The organism is Microbacterium sp. HMH0099 (genome assembly GCF_049384025.1).
Taxonomy (GTDB): Bacteria; Actinomycetota; Actinomycetes; order Actinomycetales; family Microbacteriaceae; genus Microbacterium.
The window spans coordinates 582519-608713 of sequence record NZ_JBMRJR010000002.1 but is presented as its reverse complement, the minus strand read 5'-3'; the positions used below and the strand labels follow the sequence as shown (position 1 = coordinate 608713).

The window sequence follows — 26195 nt, the reverse complement described above, 5'->3', positions numbered from 1 at the left end:
CGGTGGGAGCCCCCCAACATTCCGCCGGCGCGTGGCGGCATCCCTCGCCCCCCACTGATGGGATGCCGCCCCCTTCTTCTTTCGGCCCCGCGCCGCGTCTTCAGGCCCTTTCCGCCGCCTTCCGCCGGCCCCGGGTCGTGGTCCTCTCCTTCCCAGGTGGGGATCTCGTCGAACCGTTCACCAAACGGCTTTTCTGCCCGGCGGGAGAGGTGGCCCGCTCCGTATCGTCCCGGGCATGCCGCTTCCGACATCCCCTCCCCAGCCCCCTGGCGGGGACTCCCGCAGCCTCGTCCGCGAGGACCTCCGCACCGCCGATGCGTGGCGGGACCCCGCGCTGGCGTTCCTGCGACCGTTCCTCGATGACGACGCCGTGACGGACGTGTTCGTCAACGGCGAGGCGGGGCTGTTCGTCGACCACGGCGTCGGACCGCAGCGCATCCCGGGCTGGTGGGCGCCGGAGGCGGACGTCCGTCGGCTGGCCGTGCGTCTGATCGCGATGGGCGATCGTCATCTCGACGACGCCTCGCCGTGCGTCGACGTGCGTCTGCCCGACGGCATCCGCGTCCACGCGGTTCTCGCCCCGATCGCGACCTCGGGGACCGCGATCTCCATCCGGGTCGCCCGGTGGGCGGCACCGGACCTCGACCGGCTGCAGCGGACCGGGATGTTCGACGCCGTCGGTCGCGCTCGGCTCGAGGGTCTCGTCGAGGGACGTGCGAACGTCCTCGTCACGGGTGCCACCGGCGCCGGCAAGACCACTCTTCTCAGTGCGCTGCTCGGTCGGGTGCCCGCACGCGAGCGCCTCATCACGATCGAGGAGGTGGCGGAGCTGCGGCCCCGCCATCCCCATCACGTGGCCCTGGAGGCGCGTCAGCCCAACCTGGAGGGCGCGGGCGGGATCGACCTCGCGCGTCTCGTGCGCGAGGCGCTGCGGATGCGCCCCGACCGGCTCGTCGTCGGCGAGTGCCGCGGCCCCGAGATCCGCGACCTGCTGATGGCGCTGAACACCGGGCACGACGGCGGTGCGGGGACGCTGCACGCCAGCGGCCTGGGGGAGGTGCCGGCGCGGCTCGAGGCGCTGGGCGCCCTGGCCGGAATGGATGCCACCGCCACCGCGCGTCAGGTGGCGAGCGCGATCACCTGCGTCATCCACGTCGAACGCGGACCGCGCGGACGCCGGATCGCAGGTGTCGGACGCCCCGTCGTACGGGACGGGCGGCTGGAGATCGCGGGGGAGTCGTGGTGAGCTCGCGCCGGCGCGACCGGATCGACGCCGCCGTCCTGGAGACGACGTTGCGGCTGGCGGTCGTGCTGTCGGCCGGAGTGACACCGGTCCGGGCCTGGGCGCTCGTCGCCGAACGGTCCGACCTCTCCGGAGAGGTCGCGCCGGTCGTCCGCGGGGCCGCCGCCGCGCTCCACGCCGGTGACGACGCGTCCGCGGTCCTCCGTCGCGGGGGAGAGGAGTGGCACGCGCTCGCGGCGGTGTGGCAGGTGGCGGCGACCGTCGGTGCGCCGCTGTCGGAGACGCTGCGCGACACCGTCGGGGCTCTGCGGGATGCCGCCGAGGTGCGCGACGACGTCCAGGTCGCGCTCGCCGAGCCGCGGTCGACGGCGCGTCTCCTCGGCTGGCTCCCCGTCCTCGGGGTCCCGCTGGGCGGCGCGCTCGGCGTCGACGTGTGGGGTGTGCTCACCGGCGGGACGGTCGGCGTCGTCTGCCTGGTCGGAGGCGTCGGCCTCGTCGTCGCGTCCCGTGTCTGGGCGCGGACGCTCGAGCGCCGTGCCCGTCCCGGGACCGAGGTGCCGGGACTGCGTGCGGAGCTGTTCGTCGTCGCCCTGGCCGGCGGGGTGTCGGTGGATGCCGCGCGCGCGCTCGTCGAGCGGGCTCTCCCGTCCCCGCGCGATGTCCGGTCGTCGCGGCGACGACGGGAGGAGCCCGGCGGGGCGGGCGACGCGGAGCAGGGCCGGCGAGAGGTCGACGAGGCGCTCGCGCTCTCGGAGCGCGCCGGCGCGCCCGCCCGCGAGCTGCTGCGCGGCACCGCCTGGCTGCAGCGCCAGCGCGCCCGGTCGGCGGGGCGGACCGCAGCGGCGGAGCTCGCGACGCGGCTCCTCGTGCCGCTCGGCGTCTGCACCCTGCCGGCGTTCCTCCTGCTGGCGGTCGTGCCCATGATCCTGGCCGTCGTCCGATCGGAGGTGCTCCCCTTCTGAGGCCCCGCCGCATCCGTCGTCGCGCATCCCTGTCCACCGCGAGAACCGCCCATCCCCGAAAGAAGAAGAGGAGACCCCATGTCCGTCCGCCGCCTCGTCCCCGTCCGTCGTGCCGCAGCTTCTCGGCCCCCGGCCGCCCTGCCCGAGTCCGCCCTGCCGCCGCTCACGGCGTCCCACGCCCGAGCGACCTTCCTCGACGAGCGTGGGGCCGCCACCGCCGAGTACGCGATCGCCACCATGGCAGCCGTCGCCTTCGCCGGTCTGCTCGTCGTCATCATGCGGTCCGACGAGGTGCGCGGCATCCTCACCGACCTCGTCCGCCGCGCGCTGACGGTCCAGTGAGGCGCCGCAGCCGTTCCGGGGTGCCGAGGGAGCCTCGCCGCAGCGCCTGCGGGGTGCCGAGGAAGCCTCGCCGCCGCGGCCCCGCGGTACCGCCGGAGCGCGGAGTGCTCGACGAGCGCGGGGCGGCGGCCGCCGAGTTCGCGGTCGCCGTGCCCGCCGTGCTCGTCGTCCTCGCCCTGGGGATCGGCGTGCTGAGCGCCGGGGCGACGGCGGTCCGGCTGCAGCACGCGACCGCGGATGCCGCCCGCCTCCTCGGACGCGGCGACGACGCGTCTCGTGCGATCGACGTGGTGGCGGGCGCCGGTGCCACGGCGCAGATCGCCCGCACCGACGGCATGGTGTGCGTGTCGGCCGCGGTGGCGGTCCCGTTCGGGCTGCCCGATCTCACGGCGCGGTCGTGCGCCCTGGACGGTGGGCGATGAGGACCCGCGACCGAAGCGGCACCCGGTCCGCCCGCCCGTTCGTCGGCAGCCGTCGTCGACGGCGGTGCGGCGGGCCGGACCCGCGGCACGGGGACCGCTGATGGCGGGCACCGCGGCGACGGTCGGCGTCACGGCCGCCCTGGCGATCCTCGCCGTCGGCACGTGCGCGGTGGCCGGTGCGGCGCTCCACGCGCAGCGGCTCGCCGGAACCGCGGACGCGGCCGCGCTCGCCGCCGCCGACACGGTCAGCGGTGCCGTCCCCGGCGACCCCTGCACGGCGGCGGAGCGGGTCGCCGCGGCCGGCGGCGCGCGGCTCGACGCGTGCGAGCTCGACGGGCTGGTAGCGACCGTGACGGTCGGATCGGCGTACGGTGGGATTCCGCTCGATGCGTGCGCTCGGGCCGGCCCGCCCCGCCGGTGACCCCCGCGACCCGGATTCCGGACAGGAATGCGTGTGTATGGTGTGCATCGAAGAAAGGACCCCAGTGGCAAACGGCAAGAAGCTCGTCATCGTCGAGTCTCCGACGAAGATGAAGTCGATTCAGGGATACCTCGGAGACGACTACGAGGTGCTCAGCTCGGTCGGGCACATCCGCGATCTCGCGTCCAAGAAGGAGATCCCGGCCGACAAGAAGGACGCCTACGGCAAGTACTCCATCGACGTCGAGAACGACTTCGATCCCTACTACGTCGTCAACGACCGCAAGACGAAGACGGTCGCCGAGCTCAAGCGCGCCCTGAAGTCCGCCGACGAGGTCCTGCTCGCCACTGATGGCGACCGCGAGGGCGAGGCCATCGCGTGGCACCTGCTCGAGGTGCTCAAGCCCAAGGTCCCGGTGCGCCGCATGGTGTTCCACGAGATCACCAAGGACGCCATCCGCGACGCCGCCGAGCACACCCGCGACCTCGACGAGTCCCTCGTCGACGCGCAGGAGACCCGGCGCGTCCTCGACCGCCTGTACGGCTGGGACGTCTCCCCGGTCCTGTGGCGCAAGGTCGGCTCGGGTCGCGAGGGCACCGCCCTCAGCGCCGGACGCGTGCAGTCCGCCGCCACCCGCATGGTGGTCGAGCGCGAGCGGGAGCGCATGGCGTTCGTCTCCGCGTCCTACTGGGACGTCGAGGCCGTGGCATCCAAGGACGGGTCCTCCTTCACCACGCGGCTGTCCCGCCTCGACGGGGCTCCCATCGCCCGCGGCGGCGACTACGACGACAACGGAAAGCTGAAGAAGGCGGTCGTCGTCCTCGACGAGGCGCAGGCCCGCGAGCTGGCCCAGCAGATCGTCGACGCCGCGCGCGCCAGCGTCGCCAAGGTCGAGGCCAAGCCCGGCACGCGCAGCCCCCGGGCGCCGTTCACGACCTCGACGATGCAGCAGGAGGCCGGCCGCAAGCTCTCGATGAGCGCCAAGCACGCCATGGGCGTCGCGCAGCGTCTGTACGAGAAGGGCTACATCACTTATATGCGTACGGACTCGGTCGCCCTCTCGGGCCAGGCCGTGCGCGCCGCCCGCGAGCAGGCCGTCGCCCTTTACGGCGACAAGGCCGTGCCCGCCAACCCGCGCGTCTACAAGGGCAAGTCCAAGAACGCGCAGGAGGCGCACGAGGCGATCCGCCCCTCCGGCGAGACCTTCCGCACGCCCGCGTCGGTCGCGTCCTCGCTCGACCGCGACGAGCAGAAGCTGTACGACCTCATCTGGAAGCGCACCGTCGCCAGCCAGATGGCGGATGCCAAGTACGAGACGACCACCGTCACCCTCACGGTCGCGGCGGGTGAGCGGGTCGCCGAGTTCACGGCATCCGGCACCGTCTACACCTTCAAGGGCTTCCTCGAGGCGTACGAGGAGGGCAACGACGAGAAGCGCAACGGTCGCGACGACGACGCGGACCAGTCGCTGCCCGCGCTCGCCGCCGGTGACGAGCTGGCCGTCGGAGACGTCGAGCCCAAGGGCCACAGCACCTCGCCGAAGCCCCGCTACACCGAGGCGAGCCTCGTCAAGGCGCTCGAGGAGAAGGGGATCGGCCGACCCTCGACGTTCGCGAGCATCATCGACGTCATCCTCGACCGCGGCTACGTCACCAAGCGCGGCCAGGCCCTCGTGCCCAGCTGGCTCGCGTTCAGCGTCGTGCGTCTGCTCGAGGAGCACTTCGCCGACCTGGTCGACTATGACTTCACCGCGGCGCTCGAGGACGACCTCGACGCCATCGCGCGCGGAGAGCAGCGTCGCACGGAGTGGCTCAAGTCCTTCTACTTCGGCTCGGAGCAGCAGGTCGGGCTCCGGCACATCGTCGACAACCTCGGCGAGATCGACGCCCGCGAGCTGAACTCCACCCGCATCACCGACACGGCGACCCTCCGCTTCGGCAAGTACGGCCCGTACCTCGAGATCACCGAGCCCGGCGCCGACCCCGAGGCCAAGCCCCGCATCGTCAACATCCCGGAGGACCTCGCACCCGACGAGCTCACCCCCGAGAAGGCGCAGGAGCTCATCGAGGCTCCCGTGGCAGGCGATCGCGTGCTCGGCGAGAACCCCGAGAACGGCAAGCTCGTGGTCGTCAAGGACGGCCGGTTCGGTCCCTACGTGCAGGAGGTCGACGCCGAGGACCCCGAGAACGTCGACGAGGCCACCGGAGAGGTCGTCGAGACGCCGAAGAAGCGGACCGCCAAGAAGGAGGCGGCCCCCAAGCCGCGCACCGCGTCGCTCTTCCGCTCGATGTCGGTCGACACGATCGAGCTCGACACGGCTCTGCGGCTGCTCTCGCTCCCGCGCGTCGTCGGCGCCGACCCCGAGACCGGTGCCGAGATCACCGCGCAGAACGGCCGCTTCGGCCCCTACCTCAAGAAGGGCACCGACTCGCGGTCGCTCGACGCGGAGCAGCAGATCTTCGACATCACGCTCGAGGAGGCGCTGGCCAAGTACGCCGAGCCCAAGTACGGCGCGCGGCGCGCATCGAGCGCCCTCAAGGAGTTCGACGCCGACCCCGTGAGCGGCAAGCCGCTGAAGCTCAAGGACGGTCGCTTCGGTCCGTACGTCACCGACGGCGAGACCAACGCCACGGTCCCGCGCGGCGAGAACGCGATGGAGATCACCTTCGAGCGCGCCGTCGAGCTCATCGCCGACAAGCGCGCCAAGGGGCCCGCGCCGAAGAAGACCACCGCCCGCAAGACGACGACCACGCGCAAGGCGCCGGCGAAGAAGTCGTGACCGGCGAGCCGACCCGGCCTCCGCGCGCCCCCGGCGGTGCGGCGGCCGGGGGTCCGGGCCTGTTCGTCACCTTCGAGGGCGGTGACGGCGCGGGGAAGACCACCCAGGCCGCACAGCTCGAGCAGTGGCTGCGAGAACAGGGCCGCGAGGTCGTCCGCACCCGCGAACCCGGCGGCACCGAGGTCGGCGTGCTCGTGCGCGACATCGTGCTCCACCACCGCGGGCACGTCGCCCCGCGCGCGGAGGCGCTGCTCTACGCCGCAGACCGCGCGCACCACGTCGAGACGGTCGTCCGCCCCGCCATCGCCCGCGGCGACGTCGTCATCCAGGACCGCTACCTCGACTCCTCCGTCGCGTACCAGGGCGCCGGGCGCGTGCTCGACGCCGACGACGTCCGCTCCCTCTCGCTCTGGGCCACCGGCGGGCTCCTGCCCGACGTCACCGTGCTCCTGGATCTCGACCCCGCCGTCGCCCGCGCCCGCCTCGACGCGGACGACAAGCCGTTCGACCGGCTCGAGGCCGAGAAGGCGGAGTTCCACGAACGCGTCCGTGCCGGCTTCCTCGCGCTGGCCGCGTCGGAGCCGGATCGATTCCTCGTCCTGGATGCCGCCCTCCCGGCGGACCAGCTCGCCGGACGCATCCGCGAGGTCGTGGCATCCCGCCTCGCATGACCCCTGCCGGACCGTCCGTGCGCCCCGGCGCGGTCTCGGACGTCCCGCCTCGTACGACCTTCGGCGGACGTCCCTCGCGCCCCGGCGCGTCGACGCACGTCGCACGTGACCCGGCCGGTCGACCGGCGGTCGTTCACTCAGCGGATCGGCAGCGGCCGTGTCGTCGCCCCCGCTTAGGCTGGACCGCATGACGTCCGCGCTCGCCTCGCCTCCCGGCGCCGCCCTCCGCCCCGCCCCGGCGCCGTTCCCGTGGGACGCGGTGTGGGGGCAGGACGAGGCCGTCGCCACCCTCCGCGGAGCGGCTGCCGACCCGTCGGCGCTCGCGCACGCGTGGCTCATCACCGGTCCTCCGGGATCGGGGCGGTCGACGCTGGCCCACGCTTTCGCCGCGGCCCTCATCGCCGACCCGCACGACGAGCACGCGCAGCGGCAGGTCCTCTCCGGGACGCATCCCGACCTGACGGCGCTGCGCACCGAGCAGGTCGTCATCCGCATCGACGAGGCCCGCAAGCTCGTCGAACGCGCCTACTTCGCGCCGTCGCTGGGACGCTACCGCGTGATCGTCGTCGAAGACGCCGACCGCATGACCGAGCGCACGTCGAACGTGCTCCTCAAGGCTCTCGAGGAGCCGCCCGAGCACACGGTCTGGGTGCTCTGCGCCCCGAGCGACGCGGACCTCCTGCCGACCATCCGCTCGCGCGTGCGCATGCTCCGGCTGCGCGAGCCGTCCGTCGACGACGTCGCCGCCCTCATCGTCGAGCGGACGGGAGTCGCACCGGAGGTCGCCGAGGAGTCGGCCCGCCACGCGCAGCGCCACATCGGCATGGCGCAGCGCCTGGCCACCGACGACGGCGCGCGCGCCCGCCGGGCCGAGACCCTGGCCGCCGTGCTCGGCGTCCGCGGGGTCGGCGACGCGGTCGACGTCGCCGGCCGCATCGTCAAGCTCGCCACCGACGACGCCAAGGCGCTCACCGCGACGCGTGACGAGGAGGAGAGGCGCGCCCTGCTGCGCATGCTCGGGGTCGCCGAGGGAGCAGCCGTGCCGCCGTCGTTCCGCGGGCAGGTCAACGCCCTCGAGGACGATCAGAAGCGCCGTGCCACCCGCAGCCTCCGCGACGGCATCGACCGCGTCCTCACCGACCTGCAGTCGCTGTTCCGCGACATCGTCATGCTCCAGTACGGGCGCGACGAGGGCCTCATCAACAGCGAGCGCCTCGACGAGCTCCGTGCCCTGGCCATGGAGTGGACCCCGGCCCGCACCCTCGGCGTGCTCGACCGCATCGCCGATACGCGGCGGGCGCTGGAGCAGAACGCCGCCCCGCTGCTCGCGCTCGAGAGCCTGCTGATCACCGTCGCGAACGGATCCGCGCCGTGAGCGTCGGTCGGCGCCTGGCGGCCGTGATCGCCGGGGTGGTCGCGATGGGCATGGCTCTGTCCGGCTGCCTGTACGCCCAGATCCCGCCCCTCGCGCCCGACACCGGCGCGTCCGCCACTCCCGTCACGGACGGGATCGATCCGGCTCTGCTGCCGTACTACGGCCAGACTCTGGCGTGGGAGGACTGCGGCGGCACCGGGTACGACTGCACGCGGGTGACCGCGCCGCGCGACTGGGCCGACCCGTCGGCCGGCGACCTCGAGCTCGCCCTCGTCCGGCACCGCGCCACCTCCGGGCAGCCGCTCGGCTCGCTCCTGACCAACCCCGGCGGCCCCGGCGGCAGCGGCACGTCTTTCGTCCTCAACTCCCTGTCGTTCGTCGCCGGCGAGGACCTCGTCGAGAACTACGACGTCATCGGCTTCGACCCGCGCGGAGTGGGGGAGTCCACCCGGGTCACCTGCTACGACCCGGCCGGGCTGGACGCCTTCCTGTACGACATCGTTCCGGGGGAGCGCGGCAGCGACGAGTGGACCGCCGCGGTGGAGCAGCGCAACGCGGACTTCGCCGCCGCGTGCGAGGCGAACAGCGACGGCATCCTGCCCTACATCACCACCGAGAACGCCGCACGCGACATGGACCTCCTCCGTGCCGTGCTCGGCGACGAGAAGCTGAACTACCTGGGCTACTCGTACGGCACGTTCCTCGGGGCCACCTACGCCAAGCTCTTTCCCGAGCGAGCCGGGCGTCTGGTGCTCGACGGCGCCATCGACCCGTCGGTGTCGGGCAGCGAGGTCGGCATCTCGCAGGCGGTCGGATTCCAGGAGTCGCTGCGGACGTTCCTCACCGATTGCCTGACGCTGTCGTCCTGCCCCTTCGCCGGCTCCGTCGACGACGCTCTCGCCGATCTGTCCGCGCTGCTCGCCCGCGTCGACCAGCGCCCGCTGACCGCGTCGGACGGACGCCGTCTCGGCGCCGACAGCCTGCAGACGGCGATCATCGCGGCGCTCTACAGCCAGGAGAGCTGGCCGTTCCTCCGCGCCGCCCTGGCGGATGTGGGGAACGGTCAGGCGGACGTGGCGTTCCAGCTCGCCGACTCCTACAACGGGCGCGTCGGCGGCGAGTACCTCGACAACTCCACCGAGGCCTTCACCGCCTACAACTGCATGGACTACCCCGTCGAGGACGACCCGGCTGACGAGGCCGCGTTGCAGGAGCGCATCGAGCGGGAGGCCCCGACGATCGCGCCGTACTGGCAGACGCCGAGCGTGTGCGACGCCTGGCCGTACCCCCCGACGGGCACGCGCGGCGAGATCACGGCCGAGGGCTCCCCGCCGATCGTCGTGGTCGGCACCACCGGCGACCCGGCGACGCCCTACCCCTGGGCGGAGTCGCTCGCCGCGCAGCTCTCCCAGGGCGTCCTCGTGACCCGCGTCGGCGAGGGACACCTCGGGTACAACCGGGGTAACGCCTGCGTCGACGCGGCGGTGGAGGGCTTCCTCGTCGACGGCACCGTGCCGGAGGACGGCCTGCGCTGCGAGTGACCGCGTCCGGGACGCCCCGCGCATAGGCTGGAGTGCGTCCCACCCGAAGGAGTCCGCATGACCGCGCCCGTTGCCGACCTGGCGACCTACATCGACCACACGCTGCTCAAGCCCGAGGCGACGCGCGCCGACGTCGAGCGCATCATCGCGGAAGGCGCCGAGCTCGGCACCTACAGCGTGTGCCTGTCGCCGTCCTTCCTCCCCGTCGAGGTCCCGGCGGGTCTCAAGGTCGCGGTGGTGTGCGGCTTCCCCAGCGGCAAGCACCACGCCGAGGTCAAGGCCGCCGAGGCGGCGCTGTCGGTGTCGCAGGGCGCCGATGAGATCGACATGGTCATCGACGTGGGCGCCGCGATCGAGGGGCGCTACGACGTCGTCGAGTCCGAGATCCGTGCCGTGCGCGCCGCCGCCCCGGCGCCGACCGTGCTGAAGGTCATCATCGAGTCCGCCGCCCTCTCCGACGACGCCATCGTCGCCGTGTGCGAGGCCGCCGTCGCGGCGGGCGCCGACTTCGTCAAGACCTCGACCGGGTTCCACCCGGCGGGCGGCGCGAGCGTCCACGCCGTGCAGCTCATGAAGCGCACCGTCGGCGACCGGGCCGAGGTCAAGGCCTCCGGCGGCATCCGCACCCGTGCCGCCGCGGAGGAGATGATCGCCGCCGGCGCCACCCGCCTCGGACTGTCGTCCAGCCGCGACATCCTCGCGGACCGTTCCGCGACCGGCGACTACTGAGCCCCCGCCCGCCTCGGTTCGTCGCGGACCGCTCGAGCATGTAAGATCGATGATCGTGCACGCGAGAGCGGCGCAGGCCACCTTAGCTCAGTCGGCAGAGCGATTCACTCGTAATGAATAGGTCAAGGGTTCGATTCCCTTAGGTGGCTCGGACAGACCCCCGGACAGTGCGTCCGGGGGTCTTCTCGTTGGATGGATGCCACCGCCGTGGCATCCATGATCCGCCGGCGCCGGGGTGCGCGCACCCCGGTCCCGCCGCGGGGCGACCGATAGGCTGGGCGGACCGTCCCCGTCGTCGACCCCGCAGGAGCCCCCGTGTCGAACGCCCTGGACGCCGTCATCGAGATCTTCTCCTGGGTCGGACTGGGCGTCGGTCTGCTGCTTGCGCTCGTCGCGCTGATCCTCTTCCTCGCGGACGGCACCTGGGTGCCCGCGCGGGCCGTCGTGGAGCAGATGGACGGCCACCGCGTGGTCCGGTGGTTCGACGAGAACGGCGGAGTGAACGAGGCGCCGCTGTCGCCTCACGACGAGGCCAAGGTGGGCTCGGCCGACATGGTCGACATCTTCCATCGGCGGGGGAGCGTGCACCGCATGCGGCTGACGCAGAAGTCGCCGCTCGTCCGCTTCGTCGCGCTCCTCGCCGCCGGCGTTCTGGGCCTCGGCGTCCTGGCGTTCGTGCTGTCGATCGTCCTCCTCTTCGCCCGCGGCTGACCGCCCCGGCCGCGGCTGACCGCCCCGGCCGCGGCTGATCGCCCCGGCGGTGCCCGCGCCCGGGCTGCCCCGGCGGCGCCCGCACCCGGGCCGGGCCCACCCGTCGGGATCCTGCCGCGCGTAGGCTCGGAGCATGACCCGCGCCTTGTTCATCGTCGACGTGCAGAACGACTTCACCGAGCGCGGGGCGCTCGGGGTCGAGGGCGGGGATGCCGTCGCCGAACGCATCAGCCGGTACCTCCAGGCCCACGCCGACGACTACGCCGTCATCGTGGCATCCCGCGACTGGCACCACGGGACGGACGACAACGGCGGGCATTTCTCGGACGCTCCCGACTTCGTGGACACCTGGCCGGTGCACTGCGTCGGCGGGACCTACGGCGCCGAGTACGACGAGGTCTTCGACACCACCCGCGTCACGCACCACCTCAAGAAGGGGCAGGGCAAGCCCGCCTACTCGCTGTTCGAGGGCGTCTCCGACGAGGGTGAGACCGCGTCCCAGATCCTCGACGCCCACGGCATCCGGGACATCGATCTCGTCGGCATCGCGACGGACTACTGCGTCCGGGCGTCGACCCTGGACGCCCTCGGTGCGGGGCGCAACGTCCGCGTGCTGACCGACCTCGTCGCCGGGGTGCATCCGGTGTCGAGCGAGAAAGCACTGGACGAGATCGAGGCGGCCGGGGCCGTGCTCACGACCTCGCGCTTCTGACGGAACCCGCGTCGGAAAGGGCGCCGGGACAAACCACGCAAAAGGCGCCGGAACCCGCGGCAGGGCGAACCACGGAACCCGCGTCGGAAAGAGCGCCGGGACCCGCCACGGGGAGAACGTCTCCCGGGAACGACGACGGCGCCGGACCCGGAGGTCCGACGCCGTCCGCTCGGATCAGGACACGGTGACGAGCGTGCGCTGCCATCCGCTCGAGCCGTTCGGGGCGATCGGGGCCTGCTCCTGGACCTGGACGTTGCCGTCGTTGTCCGTGGCCCGGACCGTGATGTAGTGCGTTCCGGGCTCGGCGTCCCACTCCAGCATCCACTGCACCCAGGTCGAGTCATTGACCGGCGTCGACAGCGTCGCCTGCTGCCACTCGCCGCTGTCGATCATGACCTCGACGCTCTTCACGCCCACCGGCTGCGCCCATGCCATGCCCGCGATCGGCACGCGACCGGCCGCCACCGGGGTGCCGATCTTCGGCGTGTCCACGCGGGACGACATCTTGATCGGCGCCTCGGCGGAGTAGCCGCGGGGCGTCCAGTAGGCCTCGTCCTGTGCGAACGTCGTCACGGTGAGCTTGGTGACCCACTTCGTCGCCGACACGTACCCGTACAGCCCGGGGACGACCATACGGACCGGGAAGCCGTGCTCGAAGGGCAGCGGCTCGCCGTTCATCTCGACCGCGAAGATCGCGTCGAGGTTGTCGTCCGTCAGCGCGGAGAGGGGGGTGGATGCCGTATACCCGTCGACGCTCTCGGAGAGCACCATGTCCGCGCCTGACTGCACACCGGCCATGCGGAGCACGTCGCGGATGGGGACGCCGGTCCAGATCGCGTTGCCGACGAGTCCGCCGCCGACCTCGTTCGAGACGCAGGTGAGGGTGACGCCGTACTCGTCCAGGCCCATGCCGACGAGCTGGTCGAAGCTGATCTCGATCTGCTGGTCGACCATGCCGTCGATGGTCAGGCTCCAGGTGTTCGGGTCGACGTTCGGGACGGTGAGGGCGGTGTCGACGCGGTAGAAGTCCTCGTTCGGCGTGATGAGCGGCGTCAGTCCGTCGACGTCGAGCATGGCGCCCTCGGGGATGGTGACGGTGGTCCGCGGGGCGGGGAGGCTCAGCGCGTTGCGGGCGGCGGACACCGAGGCGACGGTGGCGTTCAGGATGCGCGCCCCGACGCCGACGACGATCGCGCCCGCGCCGACGATCCCCGTCATCAGGAAGAAGCCGCGACGGTTCATGCCGACCTCGTTCGCGTCGGCGCCGTCGGCGGTCGCGGCGGCCACCCAGCGGCGGAGCCGGCCGACGAGCAGCAGCAGCACGACGATGCCCGCGACGGTGCCGACGACCGGCGGCACGAACGACAGGGCGCCCGCATTGGCGCGGGTGAGGATCGCCGCGGTCGCCAGGGCGCCGCCGATCCCGAGCAGGATCGCCCCGGTCGGGCGGAAGCGGTACTGCAGCACGCCGGCGACGGCGGAGGCCACGGCCGCGCCGAGTCCGATCCCGGCGAGCAGCGCGATCTTGTCGGCCTCGCCGAAGAGGGTGATCGCCAGCTCCTTGAGGGGACGCGGGACGATGTCGACGATGAACGACCCGACGGCCAGTACCGGGCTGGCGGAACGGGCGACGAGGGTGGCGAGCAGTTCGGCCACGGCGAGCAGCGCGGCGGCCGAGACGATGCCGGCGAGCGAGGCCCACAGCCACGCGTGCGGTCGGCGCACCCGCTTCGCGGTGGGGCGTTCGGCAACCGTGTCGCTGGTCATGGCATCCCTCTCGTCCGACGGCGCATGCAGAACGCGCCTAAGGGTTGTTCGGAGCGGACAGGGGAACGGATGCCGCGGACGCGCTGCTCGGCCGGTCGATCCGCGCGCGCCGGGGCGGGGTGGGGACGTGGAACACGACGACGCCCGCCACGATCAGCCCGAGCGCGAGCGCGAGCCCCGCGGTGACCGGTTCGCCGAGCAGCGGGACGGCGATCAGGGCGGTGAGGACGGGGCTCATCGCGCCCGCCGCGCCGGCCAGGCTGCCGCCGAGGTTCTTGACTGCGACGACGTAGCACGCCGTCGACAGCAGCCCCGTGCCCACCCCCTGCAGCAGCGCGAACGTGCCGACCTGGGACCAGTCCGCCCGGCCGGCCAGGAGGTGCGACGGCATCGCCCCGGTGGCCGCGAGGAGGAGGACCACGACCGTCGACGAGACGCTCACGACGACCATCACGGCGGGGAGGTCGAGCCGGGTGGCCGAGAGTCCGACGGTGTAGAGCGCCCAGACGAATCCCGCGAGGACGAGCACGGCGATGCCGCTCGCCTGCACGTCGCCGCCGGTCAGCAGCGCGCTGACCGCCACCCCGACGACGACGGCGGCCAGGGCAGCGAGCCGCCGGCGCGGCACCGCGACCCGGGTGCGCAGGAACACCAGCAGCGTGACGAAGAGCGGCACCGTCCCCGGCACGATGAGGCCCGTCAGCCCGGCGGAGGTCAGGTCGGCACCCCCGGCGAAGAGGAGGAAGTGGGGCAGGCCGGCCAGAAGCACCAGGGCCAGGACCCCCACCCGTTCGCCGCGGAGAGCGCGGACGGTCCGGGGGATCCACGGGGCGAGGGCGAGCGCCGGCACGGCGAAGCGGAGGAGCGCGCCGTCCGCGACCGTCAGGGTCGACCCCTCGAGCGCGCGGCTCGACAGGGCGAACGTGGACCACAGCACGACGACCGCGGCGAGGGCGGCGGCGCCGCGGACGGTCCGGGCGGGGAGCGCGGGGCGGCCGAGCGCGTGAGTGGTCACGCTTCGAGGTTAGGTTCGCGCAGGCGGCAGACGATTGCAAATATTGCTCGAATCAGCGTCTGATTGGCAGAATCTGCCTCATGATTACCTTGGACGACATCGACCGGCGCATTCTGCGCGAGCTGCAGCACGACGGCCGCCTCAGTAACCAGGATCTCGCCGACCGCGTCGGTCTGTCCCCGTCGCCGTGCCTGCGCCGCGTCCGTCACCTGGAGCAGGCCGGCATCATCGAGGGCTATCGCGCGGTCGTCTCCCCGAAGGCCGTCGATCTGACCATCACCGCCTTCGTCCGCCTGCGGCTCGCCTCCCACGAGGGGGCGACGGTGGATGCCGTGGAGCAGCGGCTCCGCGAGATCCCGCACATCGTCGAGGCGCACCTCCTCGCCGGGGACTGGGACTACCTGGTGCGGGTGGTCACGCCGAGCTTCGCGGAGTACGAACGTCTGCTGCGGGAGCACCTCCGCGGCATCCCGTCCCTCGCCTCCATCGACACGACGTTCGCCTTCGCGGAGACGAAGCCGGTGTCGCCGCTGCCGCTCGGGGAGGGTGAAATCCGCCGCGCCGCGTCATGATCGGGCCGGGCCGTCGTCCAGAGGGGAGACAGCGAGCGGGGCGACACGCGCCCCGCCTCCCCGACGGAAGGACGACCCTCCATGCCCGCTCACCCCCTCACCCGTGTCCTCGCCCGTGTCGTGACCGCCGCGTCGCTCGTCGTCGTCCTCGGCGTGGGCGCGACCGCCTGCGCCCCCGCCTCCCCGTCGGCGCACCCCACGTCGAGGGAGCTCGTCGGCGAGGAGGGCGGAGTCTCCTTCGACGAGGGCTGGATCCGCATGGGAACGGGTCCGAAGATCGTGGACGTCTACGTCGACCCGATGTGCCCGTACTGCCGGATGTTCGAGGAGACGGCGGGCGGGATGCTCGCCGCGGAGGCGGAGGCCGGTCGCGCGACCGTCCGCATCCACCCGGTGGCGATCCTGAACCGGTTGTCGCGCGGCACGGAGTACTCGTCGCGGGCGGCGGCCGTGCTCACGGCCGCGGCGGCCACGACTCCCTCGGCGACGGCCGACGTGATCGCCGCGCTCTTCCGCAACCAGCCGGCCGAGAACACCGTCGGGCTGACGGACGACCGGCTCCTCGACATCGTGGTCGAGGCGGGTGCCGATCCCGCCGTCCGGGACAGCGACCTCGCGTCGTACCGCGCGTGGGTCGACGCTCAGACGGCGACGGCCACGCGGGGACCCCTGCCGACCACCGCCGACGTGCCGTCCCTCCAGGGGGTGCCGTTGGTGCTGGTGAACGGCGACCTGTTCAGCGGGAACGGAGGTCAGGAGGGCGCTTTCCGTCAGTTCTACGACGCGTTGTGATCATGAGGGTGAGGCGAGGATCACCATTCGGCGCCGAAACGCGGCGCGCTGTAAGGAACCGGAATATCCGGACACGGTCTTCACGACACCTCTTTTCGCCGCGAAAAGAGGCGGTCGAGATACACCGAGAGGATGACGCGCGAAATGCGCGGCCTCTTTAGCATCGGAACCGTACCCGACTCGAAGGAAACCAATGGCTGCTCGTCCTCGCCTCATTCTCGCCACCGCATTCGGAGGAATCGTCGTCCTCCTCTCCGGGTGTTCCGGTCCCGTGGAATCCGAGCAGGAGGAAACGCCGCTCACCCCGTATATGAACGCGGTCTACGGTGGCGACCTCAGCGAGGCGGAGCAGCAGGCCCGCTTCGACGAGCAGAACACGCAGCGCGAGGAGCTGACGGCGACCTGCATGACCGAGGAGGGTTTCGAGTACATTCCGAACACGGCATCCAGCTCGATCTCCTTCTCGAGCGGGGAGGAATGGAAGCCGGACGACCGCGACTGGGTGGCGCGGTACGGCTACGGGATGATTGACTTCCCGGGCCGTGACGAGCCCGTCGACCCGGAGCAGACGGTGGAGGACCCGAACGCCGATTACGTCCAGAGCCTGTCGGAGTCCGAGCAGACCGCCTACTGGGAGGCGCTCTACGGCCCCAGTCCGTCCGAGGACGAACTCGCCGAGGACGGCTCGTACGAGTACGACTGGACGAAGGGCGGGTGCTCCGGCATGGCGCAGCACGAGGTTCAGGATGCCGACCCGCTCGCGACCGAGGAGTTCGCGGCGCTCAGCGAGTCCCTCAACGACTTCTGGAACACGATGCAGGACGGCCCGGAATTCGCGGAGCTCAATTCCGCCTGGGCCGCGTGCATGGATGAGGCGGGGCAGCCCGGATTCACCGAGCAGACGGAGGCTCAGCAGTCCATCAACGACGAATACAACGCGATGTGGGAGAACGTGACGGAGGGCCCCGGGCCCACGCCCGATTCACCTGAGATGGTGGAGCTCGGCCAGAAGGAGATCGCCCTCGCGCTGATCGATCTCGACTGCCGCGAGGACGTCGATTTCCGGGACGGGAGCCAGGCCGCGCAATTCGCCGCGGAGGAGAAGTTCGTCGCCGACCACAAGACCGAGCTCGAGGCGCTGAAGGCCGCCGCCGAGCAGGCCCGTTCGTGAGCGAGGACCTCCTTCTCACCGAGCCCCAGGACAGCACCGACGCGCAGACGCCGCGGCGCAGTCCGTGGCGCCGCCTCGCCGCGGGCTGGGCGGGCACGTTCCGGCGCAACCGCACGCTGTGGATCGTCGCCGTCGCGGCGGTGGTCGCGCTCGTCGCCGGCCTGGTGGTCGGACGGTTCGTCATCTCGCCCGCCGACGCCGCGGCGGGCGCCGCGCCGCCGGATCCGGGCCTCGTGACGGTCCCCGTCGGGTTCGGGACGCTGAGCAACGACGTCACCATCCGCGGGGAGGTCGGGTTCGCCGACCCCGTCGAGGTGCAGATCGACACGTCGGCGCTGTCGGGACCTGCCGTGATCACCGGCCAGGTGCCCGAGGCCGGAGCCGAGCTGGGTCCGCTGGCGGTGGCGATGGAGCTGGCCGGCCGTCCGGTCATCGTCCTTCCGGGCGAGCTGCCCTCCTACCGCTCGCTGCGCGTCGGGGTCTCCGGCCCGGATGTCGTCCAGTTCAAGCAGGCCATGCGCGCGGTCGGCCTGGATGCCGGCGACCCCGAGAACGACGTCTTCGACGCCCAGGCGGCATCCTCCGTCGCACAGCTGTACGCGCAGGCCGGATACCCGGCCCCGGACGCCGAGGACGGGGTCGCGGAGGGCGTCACCAGCGCGGAGGAGGGCGTGCGCAGCGCGGAACAGGCGGTGCAGGCCGCGCAGGCCGAGCTGGCGTCGGCCCAGGCGGGCGCGGGTGTCGTCGAACGGCGTGAGGCGGACAACGCCGTCGCGGCGGCCCGACGCGAGCTGGACGCCGCGCGGGCGTCGGGGGCGGGCGACGCCGTGCTCATCGGCGGCCTGGAGGACGCTCTCGGGCTCGCCGAGCTCCGGCGGCAGCAGCTCGACCAGCCGCGGGACACATCCGCGGAGCGCAGCGCCGTGGCATCCGCGATTGCCGCTCTCGACCAGGCACGGGCCGCGGTCGACCGGGCGCGTCGGGACGCCCTGCCGTACCTGCCCGCGGGGGAGGTGCTGTACCTGACGGACCTCCCGCGCCGTGTCGACGCCGTCTCCGCTCGACGCGGATCCACGCTGCAGAACCCGGCGATGACCGTCTCCGGGGCGACGATCGCGCTCACCGGCTCGGCCGCGCAGGCGGACGCCGAACTGCTCGAGGTCGGCGGGACGGCCACGTTCGAGCTGCCCGACGGCGCGGCGCACGAGGCGACCATCACCGCCGTCGAGGCGGGCGACAGCGGAGAGGCGCGATGGACGGTGCGTCTCGAGCCGGCGCCGCTGAGCCCCGAGCAGATCGCGCAGCTGCAGGGCACCAACGTGCGCGTGTCCATCCCGGTGGGGGCCACCGCGGGGGACGTCCTGAACGTTCCGCTCGCCGCTTTGACGGCGGGCCCCGGCGGCGAGTCGCGCGTGGAGGTCGTGGAGTCCGATCCGCGCGAGGGGGAGCAGGCGCAGACGCGGCTGGTCACGGTGGAGACGGGACTCGCGGCCGACGGGGCCGTCGAGGTGACACCCGTCGACGGCGAGCTCGCGGAGGGCGACCTGGTCGTCGTGGGCCGATGACGGCGCTCATCGAGCTTCGCGACGTGACGCGCTCGTTCCCGGGTCCGCCGGAGGTGCAGGCGCTCAAGGGCTTGAACCTGACTGTGGATGCCGGGGAGTACGTGTCCATCATCGGGCCGAGCGGGTCGGGCAAGTCCACGATGCTGAACATCCTGGGTCTGCTCGACCGGCCGACCGTGGGCGAGTACACGCTGGCCGGGTCGCCGACGAGCCGGCTCGACGAGAACGGCCGCGCGGCCGTCCGTGCGCGGCGGCTGGGATTCGTCTTCCAGTCCTTCCACCTGCTGCCGCGTCGGACGGTCCTGGAGAACGTCATGCTGCCGATGCTCTACAGCGGGGCGCCGCGTGCGGAGCGGGAGACGCGGGCGCGCGACGCGCTGGACCGGGTGGGGCTGTCGCATCGCCTGACCTTCCTCCCCGGCGTGCTGTCGGGCGGGGAACGGCAGCGGGTCGCCGTGGCGCGCGCCATCGTGACCCGGCCGAGCCTGCTCCTCGCGGACGAGCCGACCGGAAATCTCGACCAGAAGACGACCGGCGAGATCATGACGCTCTTCGAGGAGCTGAACGACGACGGGCTGACGTTGATCCTCATCACGCACGACCGCGGCGTCGCCGACCGCGCGCGACGCACCGTGCGGATCGCGGATGGTCGCCTGACCGAGGTGGTGGCGGCATGATCCGGCGCCTGCGCGGGTGGCGGCGTCGTCCCGAGACCACACCGGCGCCGGACCTCCGTCCGGTCGACGCGGCCGACCGCTTCCGATTCTCGGACCTCGTCGGAGAGGCGACCGCCGACATCGGCGCCCGGCCGGCCCGGCTCCTCATGACGCTGGCCGGCACGGTCCTGGGGATCGCGGCCCTCGTCGCGACGATCGGATTCGCGCAGACGGCGGCGAGCCAGATCGCGGCGCAGTTCGACGCGGCCGCCGCGACCCGGCTCACCGTCACCCCCGCCACGGCGCAGGCGCGGGGCGGCACCGAGGTCGCGACGGCGTCGCTGCCCTGGGACACCGTCGGGCGGATGGAGCGGCTGGCGGGCGTGCGTGCGGCGGCGCTCATCGGCGAGGTCGACCTCGAGGGACGAACGCTCACGTCGGTGCCGGTCAACGACCCGTCGGCGGCAGCGTCGGCGCCCCCGCGCCTGTTCGCCGCCTCGGCGGACATCCTCGACACGGTCGGAGCGGAGACCGTGACCGGCCGCCCCTTCGACGCGGGGCACGACGCACGTGCGGACCGGGTGGCCCTGCTCGGGGAGCGCGCCGCCGAGCGGCTGGGGATCAACCGCATCGACACGCAGCCGTCGATCTTCATCGACGGTCTCGCCTACGCGGTCATCGGCATCTACGGCACCCCGTCGACGCGCGGGGAGCTGACAGACGCGGTGGTCATCCCCACCGGGGCGGCGCGCGCGGACTTCTCGGCGGCGGCTCCGGGGGAGGCGCAGGCGCGGATCGACATCGGCGCGGGTCCGCAGCTGCGCGCGCAGATCGCCCTCGCCCTCGCCCCCGACGCCCCGGACACGATGGAGGTGGCCGCGCCGTCGGGCCGTTCGGACCTCGGTGCACAGGTGCAGGCGGACGTGAACGTGGTGTTCGTCATCCTGTCGGTGGTCGTGCTGCTGGCGGGCGGACTCGGGATCGCCAACGTGACGATGCTGTCGGTCATGGAGCGGGTCGGCGAGATCGGCCTGCGCCGGGCTCTCGGCGCGACGCGGCAGCAGATCGCCGGCCAGTTCGTCGTGGAGTCGATCGTGGTCGGGCTCCTCGGCGGGCTCATCGGCGCGTCGGTCGGCGTGCTGGCGGTCGTCGTCGTCTCGCTGACGCAGCAGTGGACGCCGGTGCTGGACCCCGTCGTCGCCGTGGGCGGCGCGCTGCTGGGCGCCGTCGTCGGTCTGGGCGCCGGGGGAGTGCCCGCCCTGCGCGCGAGCCGCATCGAGCCGGTCGCCGCGCTGCGCGGCGCCTGACGCAGGGGGACGGACGACCTCCGGCCCGCCCTCTTCCACGGAAAGAGCGGGCCGGAGGCATCTTTCCCCCGTCCGACCTCAGAACGGGTAGGTGGCGACGTCGGCCTGCATCGTGACCCATTGGGTCTCGGTGAACGCTTCGATGTTGGCCTCGTGGCCGCCGAAGCGCGCGCCGGTGCCGGAGGCGCCGACGCCGCCGAAGGGTGCCTGCGACTCGTCGTCGACGGTCTGGTCGTTGATGTGCAGGATGCCGCTGGGCAGGCGGTCGGCGAGCTCGTAGGCCCGGAACGCGTCTTTGGCGAGGATGCCGAGCGACAGGCCGTAGTCGCTCGCGTTCACGAGGTCGACCAGCTCGTCGACCGAGCCGAAACGCGTCACCGGGGCGACAGGCCCGAAGATCTCCTTCTGGAACGCGGCGTGGTCGGGGGTGACGTCGGCGAGCACGGTCGCTTCGAAGAACAGGCGGTCGTAGCCGCCGCCCGCGGTGACCCGGGCGCCCGCGTCGACGGTCTCGCGCACGATCGCGTCGATCTTGTCGCGCTGACGCTCGTCGATGATGGGCCCGAGGGGCGCGCCCGTGGAGGGGTCACCGGCGGGGAGGGCCGCCGCCTTCGCGCTGAGGGTCTCGACGTATTCGTCGTAGATGCTGTCGTGCACGAGGTGACGTCCGGTGGTCATGCAGATCTGGCCCTGGTGGAGGAACGATCCCCATGCGCCGGCGGATGCCGCGGAGGTCACGTCGACGTCGCCGAGGACGACGAGGGCGTTGTTGCCGCCGAGCTCGAGGTGCGCCCGCTTGAGCAGCTGCCCGGCGCGGGCGCCGATGATGCGGCCGGCCTCGGTCGATCCGGTGAACGAGATGATGGGCACGGCCGGGTGGTCAACCAGCGCCGAGCCGACCTCGACGCCGCCGGGCAGCACGGAGAAGACGCCGGCGGGGACACCGGCTGCTTCGAGGACGGCGGCGAAGAAGAGCCCGCCGCTGACGCTGGTGCGCGGGTCGGGCTTGAGCACCACGGCGTTGCCGAGGGCGAGGGCGGGGGCGAGGGAGCGGGCGGACAGAATGCCGGGGAAGTTGAACGGCGAGATCACGCCGACCACGCCGACGGGGCGGCGCCGGCTGAGGCTGAGGCGCGGCCGCGCCGAGCGCAGCAGCTGACCGTACGGCATCATGGCGGTCGCCGCGGCGAGGTGGAACTCGTTGGCGACGAGGCCCGCCTCGAAGTGCGCCTTCCCGTGGGCCGAGCCGGCCTCGTCGCTGAGCCACCGGGCGAGGGTGTCGGTGTTCTCCTCGATGATCGCCGCAGCGCGGCGCAGGACGGCGGCGCGCTCCTCGGCGGGGGCGGAGGCCCACGCGGTCTGCGCGCGGCGGGCGGCCTCCACCGTGCGGTCGAGGTCGGCGGGCGTCGCGGCGGCGACGCGGCCGATCGTCTCACCGGTCGAGGGGGAGACGACCGCGGCGGTGTCGGGCGTGCTGGCCCAGGTTCCGTCGAAGTAGCGGCCGTCCCAGGTCTGCGGGTCGAAGAAGGTCATGATGCGGTTCTTTCCGTGTGGAGGGGGCGAGGGGATGCCGGAGGTCGGTGCATCGTCGACGGCCGGGTCCGTCGCGCGGACCCGCCGACCGTCACACCTGCTCGGGCGCGAGGACGATGTCGAACCGGGTGCGGGACCAGGCGGTGTCGGCGAGGACCCGCCCGTCGGGGGTGGGGGTGCCGGGCGGCTGCTCGTCGAAGTGCATGACGAGCGACTCCTTGACGCCGAAGACGGAGTCGGAGGCCAGCAGCTCGTCCCCGCGGACGAAGATGTGGGTGACGAGCGTCCGCAGGCCGGGGGCGTCGACGAGGAAGTGCAGGTGCGACGCGCGCATCGGGGACCGGTTCACGGCGGCGAGGAGCGCGCCCACGGGGCCGTCGGCGGGGATGGGGTACGGCGTCGGGGTGAGACCCCAGAAGCTGTACCGGCCCTCCTCGTCGGTGAGGAGGTGCGCGCGGCCCGCGATGCGGTCGTCCGCGTACTGCACGTCGTAGAAGCCGTCCTCGTCCGCCTCCCACACCTCGATGCGCGCGCCGGCGACGGGGCGTCCTTCCGTGTCGGTGACGGTGCCCTCGACCCAGCACGGCTGGCCGGGGGCGCCCCCGGCGATGTCGCCCCCGTTCTCGACGAAGGGGGCGTCCGTGACGAAGAACGGGCCGAAGACCGTGGCCTCGGTGGCATCCAGGTAGGCCTCGTTGTTGACGGCGACCGTCTGCATCGAGATGCCGAGGACGTCGGAGAGCAGGATGAACTCCTGGCGCCGGTCGTCGGTGATGTGCCCGGCCGCGGTCAGGAACTCGATGCCGGTGTTCCACTCGGCCTCGGTGAGGCGCACGTCGCGGACGAAGGCGTGGAGGTGGCGGGTCAGCGCCTGCATGATCTCGCGCAGACGGTCGTCGGGGGCGTCGGCGAAGGATGCCACGACCGTCTCGACCAGCGCCTCCTCGCGTTCGCGCTGTTCGGCAGAGAGTGCGTCGTCCGTCACGGTGTTCTCCTCTTCGTCAGATGTCTTCGGCCGGGCTGCCGGCCCAGGCCGCGGTCAGGATCGCCCGCAGGTCCTCCTCGGCGACGGGTCTCGGGTGCGAGGCGGGGACGGCCGTCAGGATGATGCGGGCGGCCTCGGGGATGTCCTCCGCGCGGAAGCCGTGGTCGCGCAGGGCCACCGGGGCGCCCACGTCTCGGCGGAGCTCCTGCAGTCCGGACAGCCCGCTCCCGGACCCGAAGGCCTCGGCGAGGCGGCGTTCGGCCGCGGGGGCGGCGGGCACCGTGAACGCCGTGACGTACGGCAGGACGATCGCGTGCGTCTCGGCGTGGGGGAGGCCGTAGGTGCCGCCGAGGGCGTGGCAGATTTTGTGATGCAGGCCCGAGCCCGCCGAGGCGAAGGCCGCGGCGGCGAGGTAGGTGCCGAGGAGCGCCTCGGAGCGTCCCGACCCGTCGGCGGGGCTCGCCGTGACCGCCCGGAGGCCCGCCCCGAGCGCGCGGATGCCCTCGGTCGCGAACGCGGCGTTGATCGGGTCGGCGCGCGGGGCCCACAGCGAGTCGACGCAGTGGGCCAGGGCGTTCAGACCCGACGCGACGGTCAGGTCCCGGGGGAGCGTCGTCGTGAGGTCGGGGTCGTAGACGATCGCGCGGGGCAGCACCCGCGGGTCCGAGCCGGTGGTCTTGCGTCCGTTCTCGGTGAGCCCCCACACATCGGTCGCCTCGGAGCCCGCGTACGTCGTCGGGACGGCGATGATCGGGATGCCGGTGGTCAGGGCGACCGCCTTCGCCAGACCCGTCGTCGATCCGCCGCCGATCGCGACGATGACGTCCGTCTCCGCGTCCGTGGCCGCGCGCCGTGCCCGTTCGGCCGTCTCGACGGGGACGTGCGGGGCGACCTCGGTCCAGCTGAGCGCGACGGGGAGGACCGCGGCGACGGCGTCCGCGAGCTCCGCCTGCGAAGCGGTGGCGATGACCATCACACGCTGCGCGCCCAGTCTCCCGACCTCGCTGACGACGTGCGGGACGGCGCGTCCGGTCTCGAACACCACGCGCGCGGGGAGTGTCGCGTGCGTGAACGTCAGGCTCGCGGTCATGTCGTCCTGCTGAGGAGGGACCGGAGGGCGGCGGTGAGCGCGCCCGCGGGGTCGTCGACCCCGGTCATCGATCGCCAGGCCACGATCTTGTCCGGGCGCACGAGGAGCGCGCCATCCTCGTCGACGCCGCGGAGGCGCTCCCAGTCGAAGTAGAGGTCGGTGTAGCGGCGACCGGGCCCGATGACGACGGCGGCGACCGGCAGCCCCAGGGCGGCGGCCACGTCGGGGACGGCATCCGCCCAGGCCTGCCCGGCGATCCCGGTGAAGAGGGTGAACTGGGAGCTCGGGGCGAGGTCCAGGGTCGAGAACGTCTGGCGCGCGTCGCCGACCCAGGCGTGGGGGAGCGGCGAGCCCGGCACGGTCGACGGCTCGTAGTACAGCTCCGGGTCGCGCGTCGGCGTCGGTCGCGTCGTCCCGTCGGGGATGACGGCGGTGGAGGTGTAGAACTGCCCCATCTCGACCCCGTGGGCGTTGAACTCGTAGTTCTTCAGCTCCATCGCCGCCGAGATCGCGCGGCGTTTGGCCCCGCCGCGCGGCGTCGGCGCCTTGCGCTCCTCGATCTGCTCCCGCATCTCCTCCTCCGTCTTGGCATCCGTGACGCCGAGGGCGGTGAAGAGCTCGCCGAACTCCCGTCCGGACTTGTTGGCGCGCAGGACGATCTGCTTCGCGACCGGCGCGCGCTCGGCGGTGTAGGTCTCGAGCAGGTCCGGGCCCGCCTGGCCGCGGAGGACGGCGGCGAGCTTCCAGGCGAGGTTAAAGGCGTCCTGGATCGACGTGTTGGAGCCGAGTCCGTTGGACGGCGGGTGGCGGTGGATCGCGTCTCCGGCGGCGAAGACGCGTCCCTTCTGCAGGCGCGTGGCGTACATCTCGTTGTTGCCCCAGAGCGAGGTCCCCGTGATCGTGATGTCGAGGTCGGGGTCGCCGATGAGGTTGCGGACGATCTGCTCGGCGGCGGCGTGGTCGATGACCGGCTCCGGTCCGTTGATGTCGTAGCCCCAGACGATGAGCCACTCGTTCCACGGGCGGACCATGCGGATAAGGCCCGCGCCGATGCCGCCGACGTTCGAGCCGGGCTGCACGACCCAGTACAGGACGCTGGGCCGGTGTCCGACCAGGTGGTCGATGTCCGCCGTGAACGTGATGTTCATCGACCCGGCGATGTCCATCCGGCCCTCCATCGGGAGGTCGAGGTCGGCGACGACCCGCGAGCGGGCGCCGTCGGCGGCGATGAGGTACTTCGCCCGCACGTCGTAGGGCCGTCCCGTCACGCGGTCCATCACGCTGACGGTGACGCCGTCCTCGTCCTGCGTGTGCGACAGGTATTCGCTGGAGAAGCGGGTCTGCGCGCCCCGCGCGGTCGCGTTGCGGACGAGGATCGGCTCGAGGTAGTTCTGCGGCACGTCGCAGTTCAGGGTGGGGGAGGCCAGGACGTAGTCGGCGTGGCGTGCAGGGCTCGTCCCCCAGCTGAGGATGCGGCCGAGCTCCTCCCCGGCGAGTGACGTGCAGAAGACCGTGTCGCCGATCATGTGGTGCGGGGTCGCGTCGGCCTCGACCTGCTTCTGGATCCCCATGTCGCGGAAGAACTCCATCGCCCGCTGGTTCGTGATGTGCGCGCGCGGGGTGTTGGCGGTCCACCGGTACTTGGTGATCATCATCGTGTCGATGCCGAGGGTTGCCAGGGCCAGGGCGGCGGAGGCGCCGGCCGGTCCCGTCCCGACGATAAGGACGTCCGTCGTCACCGCCCCGGTCCCGGGCAGGGGAGTGTCCACGATGCCGTCGTCGAATGCCGCCATGGGTTCGTCCTTCGTGCCGGAGCCACGTCGATGTGGCGTCA

Annotated in this window: 24 protein-coding genes and 1 tRNA gene; 19 read left to right on the top strand and 6 right to left on the bottom strand. The window is 72.6% G+C overall.

Going from position 1 to position 26195, the window contains the following annotated elements; genetic code table 11:
• Positions 1 to 235 precede the first annotated feature (235 nt).
• The 13 genes from ACO03V_RS06635 (at position 236) to ACO03V_RS06575 (ending at position 11908) form a co-directional block, all read left to right on the top strand.
• Positions 236 to 1246 carry a TadA family conjugal transfer-associated ATPase gene (locus tag ACO03V_RS06635; RefSeq protein ID WP_423137041.1) on the top strand — a complete coding sequence of 337 codons (1011 nt, stop codon included), beginning with the start codon at positions 236 to 238 and terminating at the stop codon, positions 1244 to 1246.
• Entirely contained in the window at positions 1243 to 2205 is a 963-nt protein-coding gene (locus ACO03V_RS06630; protein ID WP_423137040.1) for a type II secretion system F family protein, read from the top strand. Before ACO03V_RS06635 ends, ACO03V_RS06630 begins: the two co-directional genes overlap by 4 nt.
• Before the next feature lie 78 nt (positions 2206 to 2283).
• Positions 2284 to 2547, top strand: coding sequence for a DUF4244 domain-containing protein (locus tag ACO03V_RS06625; RefSeq protein ID WP_423137039.1), 264 nt, complete (start codon positions 2284 to 2286; stop codon positions 2545 to 2547).
• Positions 2548 to 2651: 104 nt separating this feature from the next.
• Positions 2652 to 2969: a hypothetical protein gene (locus ACO03V_RS06620; RefSeq protein ID WP_423137038.1), complete on the top strand. Its 318-nt coding sequence runs from the start codon at positions 2652 to 2654 to the stop codon at positions 2967 to 2969.
• A 100-nt stretch (positions 2970 to 3069) separates the two neighbouring features.
• Positions 3070 to 3390, top strand: a complete 321-nt coding sequence (locus tag ACO03V_RS06615; RefSeq protein WP_423137037.1) for an Rv3654c family TadE-like protein — start codon at positions 3070 to 3072, stop codon at positions 3388 to 3390.
• Positions 3391 to 3454: 64 nt separating this feature from the next.
• The gene (gene topA / locus ACO03V_RS06610) at positions 3455 to 6169 is read left to right on the top strand and encodes a type I DNA topoisomerase (protein WP_423137036.1); all 2715 of its coding nucleotides are present in this window, start codon (positions 3455 to 3457) and stop codon (positions 6167 to 6169) included.
• Positions 6166 to 6840, top strand: coding sequence for a dTMP kinase (gene tmk / locus ACO03V_RS06605; protein WP_423137035.1), 675 nt, complete (start codon positions 6166 to 6168; stop codon positions 6838 to 6840). Before topA ends, tmk begins: the two co-directional genes overlap by 4 nt.
• Before the next feature lie 187 nt (positions 6841 to 7027).
• Positions 7028 to 8215 carry a DNA polymerase III subunit delta' gene (locus ACO03V_RS06600; protein WP_423137034.1) on the top strand — a complete coding sequence of 396 codons (1188 nt, stop codon included), beginning with the start codon at positions 7028 to 7030 and terminating at the stop codon, positions 8213 to 8215.
• Positions 8216 to 8259: 44 nt separating this feature from the next.
• Entirely contained in the window at positions 8260 to 9756 is a 1497-nt protein-coding gene (locus tag ACO03V_RS06595; protein WP_423137133.1) for an alpha/beta hydrolase, read from the top strand.
• A 57-nt stretch (positions 9757 to 9813) separates the two neighbouring features.
• On the top strand, positions 9814 to 10485 hold the full coding sequence (gene deoC / locus ACO03V_RS06590; protein WP_367726151.1) for a deoxyribose-phosphate aldolase: 672 nt from the start codon (positions 9814 to 9816) through the stop codon (positions 10483 to 10485).
• Positions 10486 to 10561: 76 nt separating this feature from the next.
• Positions 10562 to 10634, top strand: a tRNA-Thr gene (locus ACO03V_RS06585).
• A 166-nt stretch (positions 10635 to 10800) separates the two neighbouring features.
• On the top strand, positions 10801 to 11196 hold the full coding sequence (locus tag ACO03V_RS06580; protein ID WP_367726152.1) for a hypothetical protein: 396 nt from the start codon (positions 10801 to 10803) through the stop codon (positions 11194 to 11196).
• Between the two features lie 133 nt (positions 11197 to 11329).
• Entirely contained in the window at positions 11330 to 11908 is a 579-nt protein-coding gene (locus ACO03V_RS06575) for an isochorismatase family protein (protein ID WP_367726153.1), read from the top strand.
• A gap of 174 nt (positions 11909 to 12082) precedes the next feature.
• Here ACO03V_RS06575 and ACO03V_RS06570 read toward each other — a convergent pair whose 3' ends face one another.
• Complete coding sequence (locus tag ACO03V_RS06570; protein ID WP_423137033.1) at positions 12083 to 13675, bottom strand: molybdopterin-dependent oxidoreductase; 1593 nt, start codon at positions 13673 to 13675, stop codon at positions 12083 to 12085.
• Between the two features lie 37 nt (positions 13676 to 13712).
• Positions 13713 to 14690: an EamA family transporter gene (locus ACO03V_RS06565; RefSeq protein ID WP_423137032.1), complete on the bottom strand. Its 978-nt coding sequence runs from the start codon at positions 14688 to 14690 to the stop codon at positions 13713 to 13715.
• Between the two features lie 80 nt (positions 14691 to 14770).
• Between ACO03V_RS06565 and ACO03V_RS06560 the strand changes: the two genes are divergently transcribed.
• The 6 genes from ACO03V_RS06560 to ACO03V_RS06535 all read left to right on the top strand — a co-directional run bounded on the left by ACO03V_RS06560 (position 14771) and on the right by ACO03V_RS06535 (position 20753).
• Positions 14771 to 15262: an Lrp/AsnC family transcriptional regulator gene (locus ACO03V_RS06560; protein ID WP_423137031.1), complete on the top strand. Its 492-nt coding sequence runs from the start codon at positions 14771 to 14773 to the stop codon at positions 15260 to 15262.
• 81 nt (positions 15263 to 15343) lie between these two features.
• Entirely contained in the window at positions 15344 to 16054 is a 711-nt protein-coding gene (locus tag ACO03V_RS06555) for a DsbA family protein (protein ID WP_423137030.1), read from the top strand.
• A gap of 310 nt (positions 16055 to 16364) precedes the next feature.
• Positions 16365 to 17225: a hypothetical protein gene (locus tag ACO03V_RS06550; protein WP_423137029.1), complete on the top strand. Its 861-nt coding sequence runs from the start codon at positions 16365 to 16367 to the stop codon at positions 17223 to 17225.
• Positions 17222 to 18790: a hypothetical protein gene (locus tag ACO03V_RS06545; protein WP_423137028.1), complete on the top strand. Its 1569-nt coding sequence runs from the start codon at positions 17222 to 17224 to the stop codon at positions 18788 to 18790. The genes ACO03V_RS06550 and ACO03V_RS06545 overlap by 4 nt, the downstream gene beginning before the upstream one ends.
• Positions 18787 to 19467 carry an ABC transporter ATP-binding protein gene (locus ACO03V_RS06540; RefSeq protein ID WP_423137027.1) on the top strand — a complete coding sequence of 227 codons (681 nt, stop codon included), beginning with the start codon at positions 18787 to 18789 and terminating at the stop codon, positions 19465 to 19467. The genes ACO03V_RS06545 and ACO03V_RS06540 overlap by 4 nt, the downstream gene beginning before the upstream one ends.
• Positions 19464 to 20753, top strand: a complete 1290-nt coding sequence (locus ACO03V_RS06535) for an ABC transporter permease (RefSeq protein WP_367726162.1) — start codon at positions 19464 to 19466, stop codon at positions 20751 to 20753. The genes ACO03V_RS06540 and ACO03V_RS06535 overlap by 4 nt, the downstream gene beginning before the upstream one ends.
• Before the next feature lie 78 nt (positions 20754 to 20831).
• Here ACO03V_RS06535 and ACO03V_RS06530 read toward each other — a convergent pair whose 3' ends face one another.
• The 4 genes from ACO03V_RS06530 to ACO03V_RS06515 all read right to left on the bottom strand — a co-directional run bounded on the left by ACO03V_RS06530 (position 20832) and on the right by ACO03V_RS06515 (position 26154).
• Positions 20832 to 22286: an aldehyde dehydrogenase family protein gene (locus ACO03V_RS06530; protein ID WP_423137026.1), complete on the bottom strand. Its 1455-nt coding sequence runs from the start codon at positions 22284 to 22286 to the stop codon at positions 20832 to 20834.
• A gap of 91 nt (positions 22287 to 22377) precedes the next feature.
• Positions 22378 to 23271 carry a dioxygenase gene (locus ACO03V_RS06525; protein WP_423137025.1) on the bottom strand — a complete coding sequence of 298 codons (894 nt, stop codon included), beginning with the start codon at positions 23269 to 23271 and terminating at the stop codon, positions 22378 to 22380.
• A 16-nt stretch (positions 23272 to 23287) separates the two neighbouring features.
• Positions 23288 to 24361 carry a maleylacetate reductase gene (locus ACO03V_RS06520; RefSeq protein WP_423137024.1) on the bottom strand — a complete coding sequence of 358 codons (1074 nt, stop codon included), beginning with the start codon at positions 24359 to 24361 and terminating at the stop codon, positions 23288 to 23290.
• Entirely contained in the window at positions 24358 to 26154 is a 1797-nt protein-coding gene (locus tag ACO03V_RS06515) for an FAD-dependent oxidoreductase (RefSeq protein ID WP_423137023.1), read from the bottom strand. The genes ACO03V_RS06520 and ACO03V_RS06515 overlap by 4 nt, the downstream gene beginning before the upstream one ends.
• Positions 26155 to 26195: the final 41 nt, after the last annotated feature.

Coding starts and splice junctions, on each gene's coding strand:
- ACO03V_RS06635 (WP_423137041.1), top strand. CDS start 236: ATGCCGCTTCCGACATCCCCTCCCCAGCCCCCTGGCGGGGACTCCCGC.
- ACO03V_RS06625 (WP_423137039.1), top strand. CDS start 2,284: ATGTCCGTCCGCCGCCTCGTCCCCGTCCGTCGTGCCGCAGCTTCTCGG.
- ACO03V_RS06615 (WP_423137037.1), top strand. CDS start 3,070: ATGGCGGGCACCGCGGCGACGGTCGGCGTCACGGCCGCCCTGGCGATC.
- ACO03V_RS06600 (WP_423137034.1), top strand. CDS start 7,028: ATGACGTCCGCGCTCGCCTCGCCTCCCGGCGCCGCCCTCCGCCCCGCC.
- ACO03V_RS06595 (WP_423137133.1), top strand. CDS start 8,260: ATGGGCATGGCTCTGTCCGGCTGCCTGTACGCCCAGATCCCGCCCCTC.
- deoC (WP_367726151.1), top strand. CDS start 9,814: ATGACCGCGCCCGTTGCCGACCTGGCGACCTACATCGACCACACGCTG.
- ACO03V_RS06575 (WP_367726153.1), top strand. CDS start 11,330: ATGACCCGCGCCTTGTTCATCGTCGACGTGCAGAACGACTTCACCGAG.
- ACO03V_RS06570 (WP_423137033.1), bottom strand. CDS start 13,675: ATGACCAGCGACACGGTTGCCGAACGCCCCACCGCGAAGCGGGTGCGC.
- ACO03V_RS06560 (WP_423137031.1), top strand. CDS start 14,771: ATGATTACCTTGGACGACATCGACCGGCGCATTCTGCGCGAGCTGCAG.
- ACO03V_RS06555 (WP_423137030.1), top strand. CDS start 15,344: ATGCCCGCTCACCCCCTCACCCGTGTCCTCGCCCGTGTCGTGACCGCC.
- ACO03V_RS06550 (WP_423137029.1), top strand. CDS start 16,365: ATGAACGCGGTCTACGGTGGCGACCTCAGCGAGGCGGAGCAGCAGGCC.
- ACO03V_RS06540 (WP_423137027.1), top strand. CDS start 18,787: ATGACGGCGCTCATCGAGCTTCGCGACGTGACGCGCTCGTTCCCGGGT.
- ACO03V_RS06535 (WP_367726162.1), top strand. CDS start 19,464: ATGATCCGGCGCCTGCGCGGGTGGCGGCGTCGTCCCGAGACCACACCG.
- ACO03V_RS06530 (WP_423137026.1), bottom strand. CDS start 22,286: ATGACCTTCTTCGACCCGCAGACCTGGGACGGCCGCTACTTCGACGGA.
- ACO03V_RS06520 (WP_423137024.1), bottom strand. CDS start 24,361: ATGACCGCGAGCCTGACGTTCACGCACGCGACACTCCCCGCGCGCGTG.
- ACO03V_RS06515 (WP_423137023.1), bottom strand. CDS start 26,154: ATGGCGGCATTCGACGACGGCATCGTGGACACTCCCCTGCCCGGGACC.